General features: G+C 36.8%; 18 protein-coding genes and 1 pseudogene. 4 read left to right on the top strand and 15 right to left on the bottom strand.

Translation table 11 applies throughout. From position 1 onward, the window contains the following. Positions 1–63: 63 nt before the first annotated feature. Positions 64–900, bottom strand: a complete 837-nt coding sequence (locus M3166_RS02925; RefSeq protein WP_251687187.1) for a hypothetical protein — start codon at positions 898–900, stop codon at positions 64–66. A gap of 321 nt (positions 901–1,221) precedes the next feature. After that, positions 1,222–1,395, bottom strand: coding sequence for a Fe3+ hydroxamate ABC transporter substrate-binding protein (locus tag M3166_RS02920; protein ID WP_251687185.1), 174 nt, complete (start codon positions 1,393–1,395; stop codon positions 1,222–1,224). A 272-nt stretch (positions 1,396–1,667) separates the two neighbouring features. Between M3166_RS02920 and M3166_RS02915 the strand changes: the two genes are divergently transcribed. The 3 genes from M3166_RS02915 (at position 1,668) to M3166_RS02905 (ending at position 3,574) form a co-directional block, all read left to right on the top strand. Next, positions 1,668–2,354 carry an HAD family hydrolase gene (locus M3166_RS02915; protein WP_251687183.1) on the top strand — a complete coding sequence of 229 codons (687 nt, stop codon included), beginning with the start codon at positions 1,668–1,670 and terminating at the stop codon, positions 2,352–2,354. A 474-nt stretch (positions 2,355–2,828) separates the two neighbouring features. Next, complete coding sequence (locus M3166_RS02910; RefSeq protein ID WP_251687181.1) at positions 2,829–3,047, top strand: metallophosphoesterase family protein; 219 nt, start codon at positions 2,829–2,831, stop codon at positions 3,045–3,047. Beyond that, positions 3,035–3,574 (top strand): metallophosphoesterase family protein, encoded by a 540-nt coding sequence (locus M3166_RS02905; protein ID WP_251687179.1) that lies wholly within the window; start codon positions 3,035–3,037, stop codon positions 3,572–3,574. Before M3166_RS02910 ends, M3166_RS02905 begins: the two co-directional genes overlap by 13 nt. 148 nt (positions 3,575–3,722) lie before the next feature. Here the strand turns inward: M3166_RS02905 and M3166_RS02900 are convergent, their stop codons facing one another. Both M3166_RS02900 and M3166_RS02895 read right to left on the bottom strand, forming a co-directional pair. Continuing rightward, on the bottom strand, positions 3,723–4,049 hold the full coding sequence (locus tag M3166_RS02900; RefSeq protein ID WP_251687177.1) for a nucleoside triphosphate pyrophosphohydrolase: 327 nt from the start codon (positions 4,047–4,049) through the stop codon (positions 3,723–3,725). A gap of 218 nt (positions 4,050–4,267) precedes the next feature. Next, positions 4,268–4,783: a DNA topology modulation protein FlaR gene (locus tag M3166_RS02895; RefSeq protein WP_251687175.1), complete on the bottom strand. Its 516-nt coding sequence runs from the start codon at positions 4,781–4,783 to the stop codon at positions 4,268–4,270. Positions 4,784–5,208: 425 nt separating this feature from the next. Here M3166_RS02895 and M3166_RS02890 point away from each other — a divergent pair, with 425 nt between their 5' ends. After that, positions 5,209–5,697, top strand: coding sequence for a hypothetical protein (locus M3166_RS02890; protein WP_251687173.1), 489 nt, complete (start codon positions 5,209–5,211; stop codon positions 5,695–5,697). A 182-nt stretch (positions 5,698–5,879) separates the two neighbouring features. Here M3166_RS02890 and M3166_RS02885 read toward each other — a convergent pair whose 3' ends face one another. The 11 genes and pseudogenes from M3166_RS02885 to M3166_RS02835 all read right to left on the bottom strand — a co-directional run bounded on the left by M3166_RS02885 (position 5,880) and on the right by M3166_RS02835 (position 13,740). After that, complete coding sequence (locus M3166_RS02885) at positions 5,880–6,170, bottom strand: hypothetical protein (RefSeq protein ID WP_251687171.1); 291 nt, start codon at positions 6,168–6,170, stop codon at positions 5,880–5,882. After that, positions 6,167–6,481: pseudogene (locus tag M3166_RS02880) on the bottom strand (tyrosine-type recombinase/integrase); the annotation flags it as partial. The pseudogene M3166_RS02880 and the gene M3166_RS02885, both read right to left, overlap by 4 nt. A 67-nt stretch (positions 6,482–6,548) precedes the next feature. Further along, complete coding sequence (locus M3166_RS02875; RefSeq protein WP_251687167.1) at positions 6,549–7,064, bottom strand: amino acid oxidase; 516 nt, start codon at positions 7,062–7,064, stop codon at positions 6,549–6,551. 282 nt (positions 7,065–7,346) lie between these two features. Then, positions 7,347–7,679, bottom strand: coding sequence for a hypothetical protein (locus M3166_RS02870; protein WP_251687165.1), 333 nt, complete (start codon positions 7,677–7,679; stop codon positions 7,347–7,349). Between the two features lie 129 nt (positions 7,680–7,808). Further along, complete coding sequence (locus tag M3166_RS02865; protein WP_251687162.1) at positions 7,809–8,252, bottom strand: HIT domain-containing protein; 444 nt, start codon at positions 8,250–8,252, stop codon at positions 7,809–7,811. 118 nt (positions 8,253–8,370) lie between these two features. Then, entirely contained in the window at positions 8,371–9,360 is a 990-nt protein-coding gene (locus M3166_RS02860) for an NADPH:quinone oxidoreductase family protein (protein WP_251687160.1), read from the bottom strand. A gap of 142 nt (positions 9,361–9,502) precedes the next feature. Further along, complete coding sequence (locus M3166_RS02855; protein ID WP_251687158.1) at positions 9,503–10,324, bottom strand: MetQ/NlpA family ABC transporter substrate-binding protein; 822 nt, start codon at positions 10,322–10,324, stop codon at positions 9,503–9,505. Positions 10,325–10,334: 10 nt separating this feature from the next. After that, positions 10,335–10,997, bottom strand: a complete 663-nt coding sequence (locus M3166_RS02850) for a methionine ABC transporter permease (protein WP_251687156.1) — start codon at positions 10,995–10,997, stop codon at positions 10,335–10,337. Next, positions 10,990–11,736, bottom strand: a complete 747-nt coding sequence (locus M3166_RS02845; protein ID WP_251687154.1) for a methionine ABC transporter ATP-binding protein — start codon at positions 11,734–11,736, stop codon at positions 10,990–10,992. Before M3166_RS02845 ends, M3166_RS02850 begins: the two co-directional genes overlap by 8 nt. Before the next feature lie 229 nt (positions 11,737–11,965). Continuing rightward, positions 11,966–12,499, bottom strand: coding sequence for a GNAT family N-acetyltransferase (locus M3166_RS02840; RefSeq protein WP_353056549.1), 534 nt, complete (start codon positions 12,497–12,499; stop codon positions 11,966–11,968). A gap of 86 nt (positions 12,500–12,585) precedes the next feature. Beyond that, positions 12,586–13,740: a toxic anion resistance protein gene (locus tag M3166_RS02835; RefSeq protein ID WP_251687150.1), complete on the bottom strand. Its 1,155-nt coding sequence runs from the start codon at positions 13,738–13,740 to the stop codon at positions 12,586–12,588. Between the last annotated feature and the right edge of the window lie 42 nt (positions 13,741–13,782).

Genomic DNA, 13,782 nt, shown 5'->3' with positions numbered 1-13,782 from the left:
TAAAAAAATTACATTTAGCATACATAAATCCAAAGTATATTTAAATTACGCTAGGTAGAACAGTTAGTCTTCGTCAAGTAGATTAATCCAAATACCACCACCGCTTACAGTAACATAATAGTTAATTTCGGTACCGTCAGTATTTTCAAAGTGGATGAAAGTATTACCATCCTGTTTTGCTGTCAAAGTGGCATGGTTGTCATCTGTCATCTCTATCATGACAACGGACTCATCCTCCATCGAGTAAGTCCAACTTCCCTCCTCAAGAAATATTTCCTCCGTCTTATCTGGTCCAGTAAAGAGACCAAAAACAATTAGTAACGCAGCTAAGACCGAAAGAGCCGCAATGCGATGCTTTTTATTATCTAGTAAAACAAAAATAAAGAAAATCGCTAAGCCAAGGGCAAATATAGCGCTGAGGAGATGATTCGGAAAATTTGTCATTGCAGCTCTGTAATAATCGACGCTAGCGTAAGCAAGATAACCTGTTGCCACGGATAAAACTAGAACGCTAAGCCAGTTTTTCTTTTTAAGTTGGAATGCTATCACAGCACCTGGTAAGGTCAGAAGTGTGATTTTAAACCAGTAATCATAGTAGCGGAATATCTCCCACCCTTGCCCGTAAAACGGCACCTCAATTAAATAAATTAAGGGCTGGCTAACAAGGAAGAATACAAAGCATTTAAGTGCTGCTTCCCACCACTTTTCGCAGTTTACAATAATGAATACAGCAAAAAGAATCCACCAGTCAACATAAATAGCGATATCTTGAAATGAGGTATCTTTTAAAAATGACACCTGATTGATAAGTGCAGTATATACCGCTGTAATAACAGCTAAAAGAAATACTCTCGACCAAGTCATATTCAATTGACCGAAGTATTTTTTAAATTTATCCATGATTTCCCCTCTATTCTAAAACCTATTGAAATCCCAAAAGGCTTGTATTTTTTTGGGTTTATTAAACATTAAAAATTTTATTTTGTCCATATTTAGTTAGAAAATTATTAAGGGATTTAGATATTTACATTACACACATTGGGACTCTTTAAGTGAATAAAGGGCTGTTCCTTGTGACAGAATCTGGTCCTATAACGGAAAAACACGATCTTCTTATTGAAGAATCGCGCACAATTGTAGAACAAGACACTTTATGAATAAATATTTAATAGACTGCGCGCTTTCCTTACACAAGGAAAGTGCGCCATAATTCTTTAACATTTAATTAGTTTTTTTATTATAGCAATCCTCACAAATTAGTCTTCCTTCATTTTGTATATAGGCTTTAATTTCAGTCATACCTTTTCGTTCTGGATAACGCATTTTTACAAAAACTACATCGTTTCCTTTAATTTCTTTATCGCATTTAGTACATTTAGGCACAATTTCAAACAATGTATATCTCCGCCTCTCAATTATGTTAATCTTTATTACGTTTAACTCTAAAGAAAAATTTCGTATTCCATTAAATGGCCCTATAACGGAAAAACGCGATCTTCTTATTGAAGAATCGCGCCCGATTGTGGAATAAGCATGGCACTATGATGATATACAACGTTAGTGATAAAATGTTACCAAACGACGCTTTGGGAATCTTTTTACTATTCAGTCTATTAATTTGGTAAGATTAATATTGAGTAAAAATTTGCCTATGGGGGAATTCTAAAATGTTTAAAGCTGTATTATTTGATTTAGATGGAACTTTATTGAATCGTGATAAATCGGTTGAGCTTTTTATAAACCAGCAATACGAAAGATTGTATGAGTTACTTTCCCATATTCCAAAAGAGCAATATATTTCGAGATTTATTGAATTAGACAATCACGGATATGTTTGGAAGGATAAAGTATACCAACAACTAATTGATGAATTTAATATACCTTCCGTAACGTGGGAAGAACTCCTCCAAGATTATGTGGAAGAATTCAAACATCATTGTGAAGGATTTCCTCATATTCATGAAATGTTAGAGGAGCTAAAAAATAATAAAATTACTTTAGGCATGATTACAAATGGGTATGGTCAGTTCCAAATGGATAACATTAAAGCTTTGGACATTGAGAAATATTTTGATGTAATCTTAGTATCCGAATGGGAAGGAATCAAGAAACCTAATCCCCAAATCTTTATGAATGCATTAGAAAAATTAAATGTAGAGCCTTCAGAAAGTGTATTTATTGGTGACCATCCTGAAAATGATGTAAAAGCTGCCCAAAACGTAGGAATGAAGGGGATTTGGAAAAAAGATAATCAATGGACTGATATAGAAGCCGATGCAATAATTGATGATTATTTAGAACTTCCTTTGATTTTAAAGAACCTAGATTTTAGTATACATAGCCATACAAAATAGCGTGCCCAAATGCAAGTTTGGGAATACACTAAAATGCGAGAAACGTTGACTTAATAGCGTTTCTCGCTTTTCTTATGGAACATTGTTTATACGTGATTTTATGCAAGGCAATGAAACGTTGCTAAAGCGGCTTTTATACTTGCTGGGGGCATGATCTTTAATTTGCCTAAAAACTTGTATAGCCATTCTTTTATCGGTATAAATCTGTATCTTCTCTAAGACTCCCCCACGGAAAATTGTTGCTCCACAATCTGGCCCGATTGTTGAAGATCGAATTTAGCTATATCGTCAAGTTACTAACAGAGATACCGGTTTAGGCTACATGTGCAAAATAGCCAGCTAACCGAAAAAATTCAGTTAACTGGCAATTCGTCGTGCGTACCGTGAAGGTGCGCTATTTTTTTATTTCGGGCATAACGATAAAACATGGTATAATTCACCAAATTAGAATGAACAAAGGAGTGTCGATAGTTTATGAAAATTGGAGTGATTGCTGATATTCATGGCAATGCCGTTGCCTTAAAAGCGGTTCTTAATGATTTTGATAAAAGGCGAGATATTGAACATATCTATTGTTTAGGAGATATGATAGGAATAGGACCAAATACAAATGAAGTCTTGAAAATTTTATTTGCAAGAAAAGATGTATCTATGATTACTGGGAATCACGATGAAGCAGTTTGGCACTTCTAAAGGGGGAAGAACATCCATTAAGCCACTCTCACGCTAGGGAACATCACCAATGGATAGCGGATAATATGGACAAAGGTTTCATTCCCAAATTAGAACAGTTACCACGGACAATTGCAGCTACAATTGAAGGTAACTCAGTATTGTTTATCCATTATCACATTGAGCAAGCCAAATTAAATGAGCATATAAGCAAAGACCCATTTAGTAAAATTGTTGAGCCCAGTTTAGATAATTTACTCTCTCTATTTAAAGAAAGCGAAGAAAGTTTAATATGCTTTGGACATCATCATCCAATTCATTTTTTTGAAGATAACGATACTATCTTTTTAAATCCTGGGTCTTTAGGATGCAATTCAAAAGCAACAGCACCATATTCAGTAGTTGATATAGGAAAGGACAAAATTGCAGTTAGGTTCGAAGAAGTCTCCTATGATAACAAAAAATTTTTAGAGTCATATGAATTACTGCAAGTTCCGGAACGTGATTTTCTTATTAAAGTATTTCACGGCAATCAATTAAAACCGTAAAATTAAATTAGAGATTAGTCTCCTTTTTTAGCTGGATTTCACTGTTTTGATAACCTTTCAGAAATAATGTTATTCAACAATCTGGCCCTTTAATTGAATAAAGTACTTTTCTTATTCAAGAAAAGCGCCCGATTGTTGTAGAAACTAATCACTTGTCTTTTACATCTACTAAGTAAATTGCTTTTTCAAAACCACCTCGCCTTACCTTTTTTTGCAACCGTACTTCATCTAGCTCCTCATATGTCACACCTAATGTACTAAGAGCTGTATGTATTAATTCTAATACATCTGCTAATTCTTCCACGCTTTCATTAACAGTTTCTGTTGCTTGAAACTCTTTAGCTTCCTCAATCATTTTCGCCTTAACTTCCTTTAAGAGTTCAGTTGACTCTAGTATTCGAGCATTATAAACTAATCCATCTGATTCGATAATCTCTAAAATCCTATCTCTTACTAATTTATTATATACAGGCATAATCTTAAGCTCCTTTATGTAAATTAAAACCTTACTTCTTAAAATTGAATTCGTGAAGAGTTTAATAACAAATTTTATTAACGCTTGTATATCCCCCTCATATATAACCAGTTTGTTCTTTGTATAAGAATTGCGCTCAATTGTTGAAGATGGGTCCTACATGACAGCTATTACCCTCTCTGTTCTTCGCAGGCCTTCTTATTAGGATATGATAGCTGTTAATTGAAGTGCTTCTTAACACATTTTGTATTATTAATAACTTTTATCTTATCTTTATGTACGCCATAATTATTAAAAAAGTTAATTTTACCAACTTCTTCGAAATAACGATTCCATTTAAACATTTTAAGAAAAATAGCTAGTGTTGGTTTGTAATTTGCTTTCTCTATTAGAAGCTTTTGTTTTAAAAACCTTTTTATAATTCGGTAAGTTCTTATGGAATATTTTGTATCTAAAAAGAAAATCAAATCTGCATTTTGAAAACAATTGCTTACCCAATCTTCATTGTGTATCCCTTCAATTATCCAACTATCTGATTTTAATATACTGTTTAGATACTCTTCCCTTTCTTGTTCAGTTCTCCTAATATCTCCGGATTTATGCCTTATCCAAACTATATTGTCTAATTCGTAATACGGGATATCTAACCATGAAGATATTTCTTTTGCTAAAGTTGTTTTACCACTTCCAACTGACCCAATAATATGTATTCTTTTGTAGATTGGCTTTTTCAACAATATCAACTCCAACTCCGCAGAATTTGTTATATAGACATTTCAATATTAGTATTGGATTTACCTCTAATTATTTAAATACGCACGTTACTAAAGCAGCTTTTATACTGGCTGAGCATGATATTTAATTTGTATAAAACTTGTATAGCTCTTCCTTTATCGTTATAAATCTGTATTTTTTCTAACACTCCAGAGAAAAAATGTTATTCAACAAAATGGCCCGATTGTGGAAGATCCTTTATATTGTCAGATTGAAAACAAATTCCCATTCATTAACTAGAAACAGTTAATAATCCTTTAAGCTCTAGTTTTCTTATATGTATAGGAAATGGTAAAATAAAGGTAGTAAATAGTTACTTATTAAAATAACCCAGTAGTTAATTGTAGAATTTTTAGGATAATATTTTAGGAATGGAGGCAATCATTTGTTTTTGTATCATGTAATTATTCGAAATGATGATCTTGGTGAATATTTTAGCCCCGCAATCGTTTTAAAGGAAGGGTTAAATCGTAAGACGGCTACAAAATGGTATGGCAATAGCGGTAATTTTTTTCCAGATTTAACTATCCGTTTCAGACCCGCAAATTTACCGAAATGGGTTGACTTTAATGTTGCTTTCGGTGCAGGTTTGGAAGAGTATGATATTCCTCACTATCGATTTCCAGTGTTTAGTGATAAAATTTTGGTTTTTAACAGAGATATAGCAAGTGATTTATTTGCTTATATTGAAGATATTTATGATGGTGGCAATGGTCGTATTGTTGAGGGATTACCTTCAAAGGAAGATTTAATGAAAAATTATTGGGCAAGTATGAACACTTTTGAAGAATTTTTAAAAAATAAGCCTTATAATAACCCAGAAATTTATATTTTTGAACAAGTTCCACCAAAGTTTATTGACTATATAGAGTAAATTCTTGTTCTGTTTCTTCCACCTTTCAATAGAGGTGGTTTTTTACTCCCCAAATTCTATAATGGAGAGGAATAAACCTTTCCTTATATACATTAAAATAAGTTTACTAAATTAAATGGCCCTATAACGGGAAACGCGATCTTCTTATTGAAGAATCGCGCCGATTGATGAATATCTTTTACTCACTCAAAGTTCGCACCAAACCAGAAAAAGAAAATCACCACCCCTAAATTTAAGAAAGTAAATATGGCAGCTATACTAGGAATCAATTTCCGTTCGTACTTGGATGTAAATGTTAAAATGCCCAGTAAGACAGACACGACATTCCCTGCCAATATAAGAAAAATTATACCCCCTGTCAGCTTTTCTTTTGTGGCTACTCCAATTGGGTCTAATAAAATCATAAGAACCGTAACTATCACGCTAACAGTTAAAAAAACATAGCTTTTCCAAGAATGATGCTTCGTTTTCAAAAAATCTCCCCCAAAATAGACTCACTAATTGTTATTAAAAAGCGTTTATATCTCAAATTATCAATGCTCATCCGCCTTTTAGGTTTCCTGTTTGTAATAAATAAACAAGGATCTTCATCCTCTCGTTCGTCTAAATATCTTATTAACGAAATGGAGCAGCGAGTATTAAAGTATACTTCTCTTTCTTTATCACCTTTCCCTTGTACAATGACTGAATTTGTTCGAAAATCAAAATCATGACGATCTAATTTTACTACCTCCCCAATACGGCAGCTGGTTGAATACATTAGCGATTTAACACAGCGAATCCTATGCCCTAAACTAGAAGGCTATACAACAATCGCGCCCGAATATTGAATATCGTTTTTCTGAATAGATTTATAACATTTTAACCTTTTCAAAAATCTCTTTGTAAAGGACATCTAATCCTTTTTCATCATTTAAATAGAAATACCAAACATCTTCTCTATTGGCATCTTTATCGGATAAATAAATTGTCGTATGTGAACCGTTTTTCAATGCTTCCCATCGCGCTGTTTCGTATGTATACCCAACTTTTGTAAATGGAAGATCCCTTTTTTCGGAATCAAAAAAGATATAGGGGATTTCAGAGTTATTATAAACTTCAACAAATCGATCATTAGAAGCTTCTTCAAACATCAATGGTGTTATCATAACTGCATCAAAATTTGTTGAAATCTGTACTGTATCTTCGCTAAGTTCATCTAATGAAATTTTTTCAAAACTAATTTTTTTATTATTTAGTTCAGGAATATGACCAATTACAGCGATTTTTAAAGGTTCTCCATCATATTTAACTTCTTCTTTTGAACATGCGCTAAGATTTAGTAGGAATAAAATAGATATAATACTTAAAATCTTATTTAATCTCATTGTAGTGTCCCCCTAAATAATGTATGCCATAATATTACCATTTAAGGGTTATTTTATATAGTTTTTGTTTGAACATGTTATTTTGATAGCTGGTAATATATTAGTTACCTAAGCGTCTTTGGTAGACTATTACTTAAAAGTGTAATTCAATAATATGATCCTATAACGGAAAAACGTTTTCTTATTATTGAAGAAATGCGCCCTTTAATGAAATAACTATGATCTTAACAAATCATTTTACTTGTTCTTTCTTTTTAAAAGGTCAGGATGAACAAATATTTATTACGCGGGCGGAATGGCATTTGTAACTAGCAAAATAAAGAAAATCAATCCGATGCAAAAGTAAACAACGGAAGCGAAAAACACTGCACCTTTTTTAAAAACAAAGGCTTCTCTTTTTTGAATGATTCCTGTTATGCCCGCGTTTCTCGCAGTATAGAAATTCGAAATTGGCCCCCCTCCACTTGTTAACAAAAGAAACAATCCGCTACATATTGCCCCGATAATTCCCATTACTTCAATAAATCGAACAGAGAACGTACTTGCAACAAAATAGGTGATAACCGCCTCGATACATAAAGTTAGGAAAAAAAGAAAACCATTCTTTTTGTTCATTGTTCTACACCTCCGTTTATTTATATTTCTAATTATGAAATAAAATTCTTTGCGGACGAACTGAAAGAGGCTTAGTTAATTGGGATTATTGATAAATCCCTTTATTAAAGTACTGTCTACTTGAATAATTTATAATGATTGTTTTAAAAGAGAATATGTATATTTAAGTGTCTCTGAATTAGCAACTTCTTTATCTGTTGGAAGTTTTAATTCTATTTTTTCATTATGATGTCTCGGTATGATATGGAAATGAGTGTGCATAATATCTTGTTGTGCATTTATCCCATTATCATTGAGTATAGTAAAATCATTACAAATACCAGAAGCAATGAGCAAATTTGATACCTTTATAAGTGCATTCATTAATCCTTTCATAATTTCTTCATCGTTTATAGTATCTAATCTGTCAAAATGTTTATTTGGGATTACTAATATATGTCCCATAGCCACAGGATTAATATCAAGAAATGCAGTAACTATTTCATCTTTAAATATTGTGTAAGAGGATAGTTCTCCCCTTACAATTCCACAAAATATACAATTCTCCATTTTTTCAACCCTTCCATTTTTCAATAAGAAATTAGTCACCTTTGAATAAATCAGCCGCTAAACGGGGTCACTTTGAAACAACGAACGCACTCCCATAAGAAGTGCGTTCATCAGAAAAATTCACCTTGTCAAAGTGCCACTCTCATAGCTTCACGATCGTTCTTCCTTTTGCCTGACCCTTCAACAGCGTTGGCAGAAATTCCGGAAGCTGCTCGAGCGTTATTTCTTGTTGAATTAATTGCTCCAAGTTATCCGGTTTAAAATCTGTCGCTAAACGGTTCCATACGTTCAATCGCGTCTCCATCGGGCAGTATACAGAATCAATTCCTAGTAAGTTGACCCCGCGCAATATAAATGGAAAAACAGTTGACGGAAGTTTTGTCCCTGCTGTTAACCCGCTCACCGCAACGGATCCGCCGTAGTGAATTTGGCTTAGCAATGAAGCTAATGGCTCACCACCGACAGGATCGACCGCAGCTGCCCATTTTTGCTTGCCTAATGCGCGCACTTTCCCGTCATATACTTCTTCACGTGGAATGATTGAAGTCGCACCAAGGCTTTTTAAAAACCCGTGTTCCGATTCTTTCCCAGTGCTCGCTTCTACTTCATAGCCAAACTTTGACAGAATCGAAACGGCAAAGCTGCCAACACCGCCTGTAGAACCGGTTACAAGTACTTTCCCTTTATCAGGCGTTACATTATTATCTTCCAACCGTTGGACTGATAAAGCTGCCGTAAAGCCGGCTGTGCCGATGACCATCGCTTCCTTTAATGAAAGTCCTTCCGGCAGTGGAACAAGCCACTCAGATGGGATGCGGGCATATTCACTATATCCGCCAAAATGAGAAACCCCGATTTCATAGCTTGTCGCAATCACTTTGTCGCCTTCTTTAAATTGCGGATTTCCCGAAGAAATGACCGTTCCTGCCAAGTCAATGCCCGGTACAAATGGATAGCTTTTTACAATGTTACCGTCCGGAATTGCTGCTAAACTATCTTTATAATTAATAGAAGAATACTCGACTTTAAGCAGCACGCCTCCTTCAGGTAAATCATTTAAGGAAAGTTCCTTCACGTTCACTGTAAATTGTTCTTCATTATTTACGACTAATGCTTTAAAGTTATCTGCCATTTTGACCACCCCTTCAATTGTTTACAAATAAAGGGTAACAAAATTAGGCATACCGGTCAAAAAGCTGCTTTGATTCAACGCATTTTTAATATAAAAAGCCGAAACGCATAATGTAAACGCGTCTCGGCATCAATCAAGTTATTTATTCAAAAGCTGGTGTTGCTGTTTCGTCGTAGTTTTCAATCAGGAAATTACGCACTTCTTCACTCGTCATCGCTTCTGCAAGCTTTTTGATTGCATCGTCGTCTTTGTTGTCTTCACGAGCCACTAAAGTAATGGCAAAGTCGTTTTCTACACCTTCTGTCAGCAGCGCATCACTTTTCGGTGTCAGGTTAAGCGGTGCCGCATATGCCGGTGTCATCACAACTGCATCGGCATCATCGTACATACGCGCAAGCATTAACAAATCGACTTCTTTAAACTGAAGATTTTTCGGGTTGTCCTCGACACTTGCCAATGTATAATACACATCCGTCTTTTCCTTCAATGTAATGACACCGTGCTGGGCAAGCAGCATTAATGAACGGTCAACATTTGAAATATCGTTGGCAATTGCAACTGTCGCCCCTTCAGGCAACTCTTCGATTGAATCATAATTTTTAGCATACACACCGTAGTTCGCAAAGTAAATCGGCTGGATCGGCACTAAATTGGCGTCATTGTTACGGTTGAATTCCTCCATATACGGTACATGCTGGAAGAAATTTGCATCGACTTCCTTTGCAGCGAGTGCACTGTTTGGCTGTACATTATCCCCTAAAACGACAATCTCCAAGTCAATGCCCTGCTCTTCCAATTGAGGCTCGACTAGCTCCAGAATATCCGTCATGGGTGAAATTAATGAGGCCACTTTTAATGTTGTCTCTTCCTTTTCCGCTTCTTTATTCGGTTCTGTTTCTTTATTCTGTCCGCAGCCAACTAAAGCTAGCACAGCAGCCACACTTAACATCCATCTTTTTTTCACAATCATTCTCCTATCTTTTGTCCAACCATCTTGCTGCAGTCGTACCAATCATTTGAATAAGCTGCACCAAAATAATCATAATGAAAATCATGTAAAGCATTAGATCTGTCTTGAATTGCTGGTACCCGTAGCGAATTGCAAAGTCACCGATACCGCCGCCCCCGACAACACCCATTATTGTGGAATACGAAATAAAACTGACTATTGAAGTCGTCAGGCCGAGCACTAGTCCTGAACGCGCTTCCACAAAAAGAAAACTGAAAATAATTCGTCGCACCGATGCCCCCATTGAAACCGCAGCCTCGATTACACCTTTTGGCACATCGAGCAGTGACTGTTCGACAAGCCTTGCATAATGCGCTATGGCAATAATCGACAACGGAACCGTTGCCGCCACCGTCCCAATTGCCGTACCGACAAGGAGCCTCGTAAAGGGAATCAAAAATACGACCAGCAGCAGGAACGGAAACGAGCGGATCGTATTCACCACCAGGTTCAATATGTTGTAAACGACACGGTTTTCAAGCAACCTTTCTTTCCCGCAAAGAAATAAATATGTACCGATTGGCAATCCGATTAATACGGCAGCTACAATTGACACACCGACCATGAAAAATGTTTCACTGATCGCCCGCCAAATTTCAGCTTCGTATTGACGCAACACATTAGGCATGTCCGACCCCGCCTTTCACAAGCTGATCGACAAAGCTTTGCGGATGATGGTCCGTTTCAAGTACGCCGCTTGGTATCAAATTAACTGTTTTGTAAATTTGTCCGGCGTCCAGCACCGTAGCGCGATGGCAAATACTTTTCACAACATCAAGCTCATGACTGACAAGCACAATTGTCACACCGAGCTCAACATTGACCTTCTGTAAAACGCGCAATATTTCCGCAGAGGTGTTTGCATCGAGCGCAGAGGTTGGTTCATCACAGAGCAAGACGGCCGTTTCATTCGCAAGTGCTCTGGCAATCGCCACACGCTGCTTTTGTCCGCCGCTCAGCTGGGCAGGATATTGATTGGCTAACTGCTCCAAACCGACAAACTGCAAACATTCCATGACACGTGCTTTCCGCTGCTTTTTCGGAAAGTTTGCCAGGACGAGTGCAATTTCCACATTATCATGGACGGTTTTATTTGCGACAAGGTGAAAATGCTGGAAGATCATCCCGATTGATTTTCTAGCTTCACGGAGTTCCGCATTTTTTAAAGCTGTTAGTTGCTGGCCATTTATGACAACAGTCCCGCTGTCCGGTACTTCCAGCAGATTCATCAGCCGCAGCAACGTCGATTTCCCCGCACCACTTGCCCCGATCAAACCGTGAATTTCCCCTTTCGCAATCGTTAAACTCACATCCTGAACCGCGACAAAGGAACCAAACTTTTTCGTAACGTGCTGTAATTGTATCATCTGTCATACACCCCCACTGCATACCCAATCGATTACTAATTATAGTAGATATTGCACCGGCTACCAAGAGAAATGTTTATTGCAAAAAATTCCATGCTTTAAATTGTTTGCAATAAAGGAAGGAGTGATCTTGTGAACCCTTTCCAAACTTACCTATTCATCATTTTTCCAATAAAAAAGCTGCCGGAAATTAGAATTTATTTCTAACTTCCGGGCAGCCGGTATCGACTTAATAAGGGACTTGATCCAATTTAATCGGTGTGATTTTATTGTCCTTCCAATCATCATAAATAGATGCATACAAGACAGTATCTGAAATTGAACCGTCTTCATTTTCCCATGCCTTGCGTAAATAGCCTTCTTTTACGAAGCCTGACTTGGTAAAGCAGTTTCTCATCGCTAAATTATCTGCTCTCGTATAACCTTCAATTCGAATCTTACACTTTTCACCATACAAGTAGTCTTTTAGCCAATTTAAAGACTTTTGACCAATGCCTTTGCCTCTTGCTTTTGTTGTTAAACGGAGATCAAATAAAGGGATCGTATCTTCAATATCATCGATTATTAAAATTCCTACTTTTTGTTCGTTTTCAATAACCCAAAACGTTTCTCTTCCTTCAGAGTAATAGCCATTCTCGATTGCTCTTTTAATCGCTGCTGGATTTAATTGAACCTTCGCATGGAAAGGCCAATCATTGGTACAAAGTAAATCAATCAGTTCATCATTTTCTGATTTAAATTTTCTTATCTCCAAGGCAATCACTCCCTTTTAATTTGAAGCTGCTTCACAAGTTCTGAAATCAAAATAGGATGGCAACGGATCTGCTGGTGTGCCCAAAAGTCTAACGATTATACCTTTTTCAATTTTTCGTACTGCAATTGCAGTTGTTCGATACGCTTTCGCCCTTCATCGCGGTTACGAACCGTTTCGGCCTGTATTTGCTTCGTTTCCTCAATACCCGCAATAATTGACTGCCATGTTTGTTCCATTGTTTCGACCTTTATGCTTGGATTTCCAGCTTGTCTGGCAATATCGACGGAATTTCTCCGGACATTTTCCGCATTGCGTATTAGCATTTCATTTGTACGCTTATCCAGTTCCGCCATCGAATCTGATACGAGTTTCTGGCGCTGCATCGTTACGGCATGAATAAGCCCCTGTTTAAATATCGGGATTGTCGTAACAAAAGCCGAGTTGATTTTACCAATGAGCTGGTTGTTTCCTTGTTGCATCAGGCGAATTTGTGGAGCTGACTGGAATGAAACCTGCTGTGCCATTTCAAGGTCGTAGCCGCGCTGCTGAAGCAATTCCACGGAACGCTTGATTGTCTCCAGTTCCATAATCGCTTCATGATCCCCTTGTTCTGCCTTTATGTTCAACGTTTGGATTGTCGCGTTCAGTTCTTCAACCTTAAGATCAATCGCAGCGACATATTCACTTAACTGTTTGAAGTAATTCAGGTTTTCATCATACATCTGTTCCAGTTGAACGGTATTTCGCTTCATCTCAATTTCATACTTTTGAATTTCCGTATACACCTTATCCACTTCTTTGTTCATCGTGTCGTACTTTGAGAGTACTTTTTCAAGCTGAACTTTACTTTTCGTAAAAAGTCGTTTAAGAAAACCGCCCTTTTTTTCTTCTTCCTTGAAATCTGCAGGGTCAAAACGGTCCATAATTTTATTTAAACTTGTTAGTAGCTGCGTAGACTTTTCCAGATCGCTTTGCTTAATCGTCGCAAGCATTCGGTCCGAAAATGTCGAAATGCCGCTCGCTGTCTCCTTACCAAATTCCAGTACAGCAATCTGATTTTTCGGATCGATTCTCTCTGCAAGTGTCCTGACTTGCGGTTCCTGCTTCAATGCCAGCTGACGCTGACGAATTTGCGACATTTCCTCAGTCGAAACAAGTGACTGCACAGGCGCTGCTGGGGTTTGCGTCGGCAGCGCATCAGTTGTCGTTGTTCTTTTTTCCAGGTCTTCAAATAGCGGGTTATCTGACATACACTACACCTTCTTCATTTTTATGATAGATTGAAATTTTTA

Source organism: Solibacillus isronensis (assembly GCF_023715405.1).
Classification (GTDB): domain Bacteria; phylum Bacillota; class Bacilli; order Bacillales_A; family Planococcaceae; genus Solibacillus; species Solibacillus isronensis_B.
Note: the sequence above shows the minus strand (reverse complement) of the source record. Positions and strands in the feature narration are given on the sequence as shown.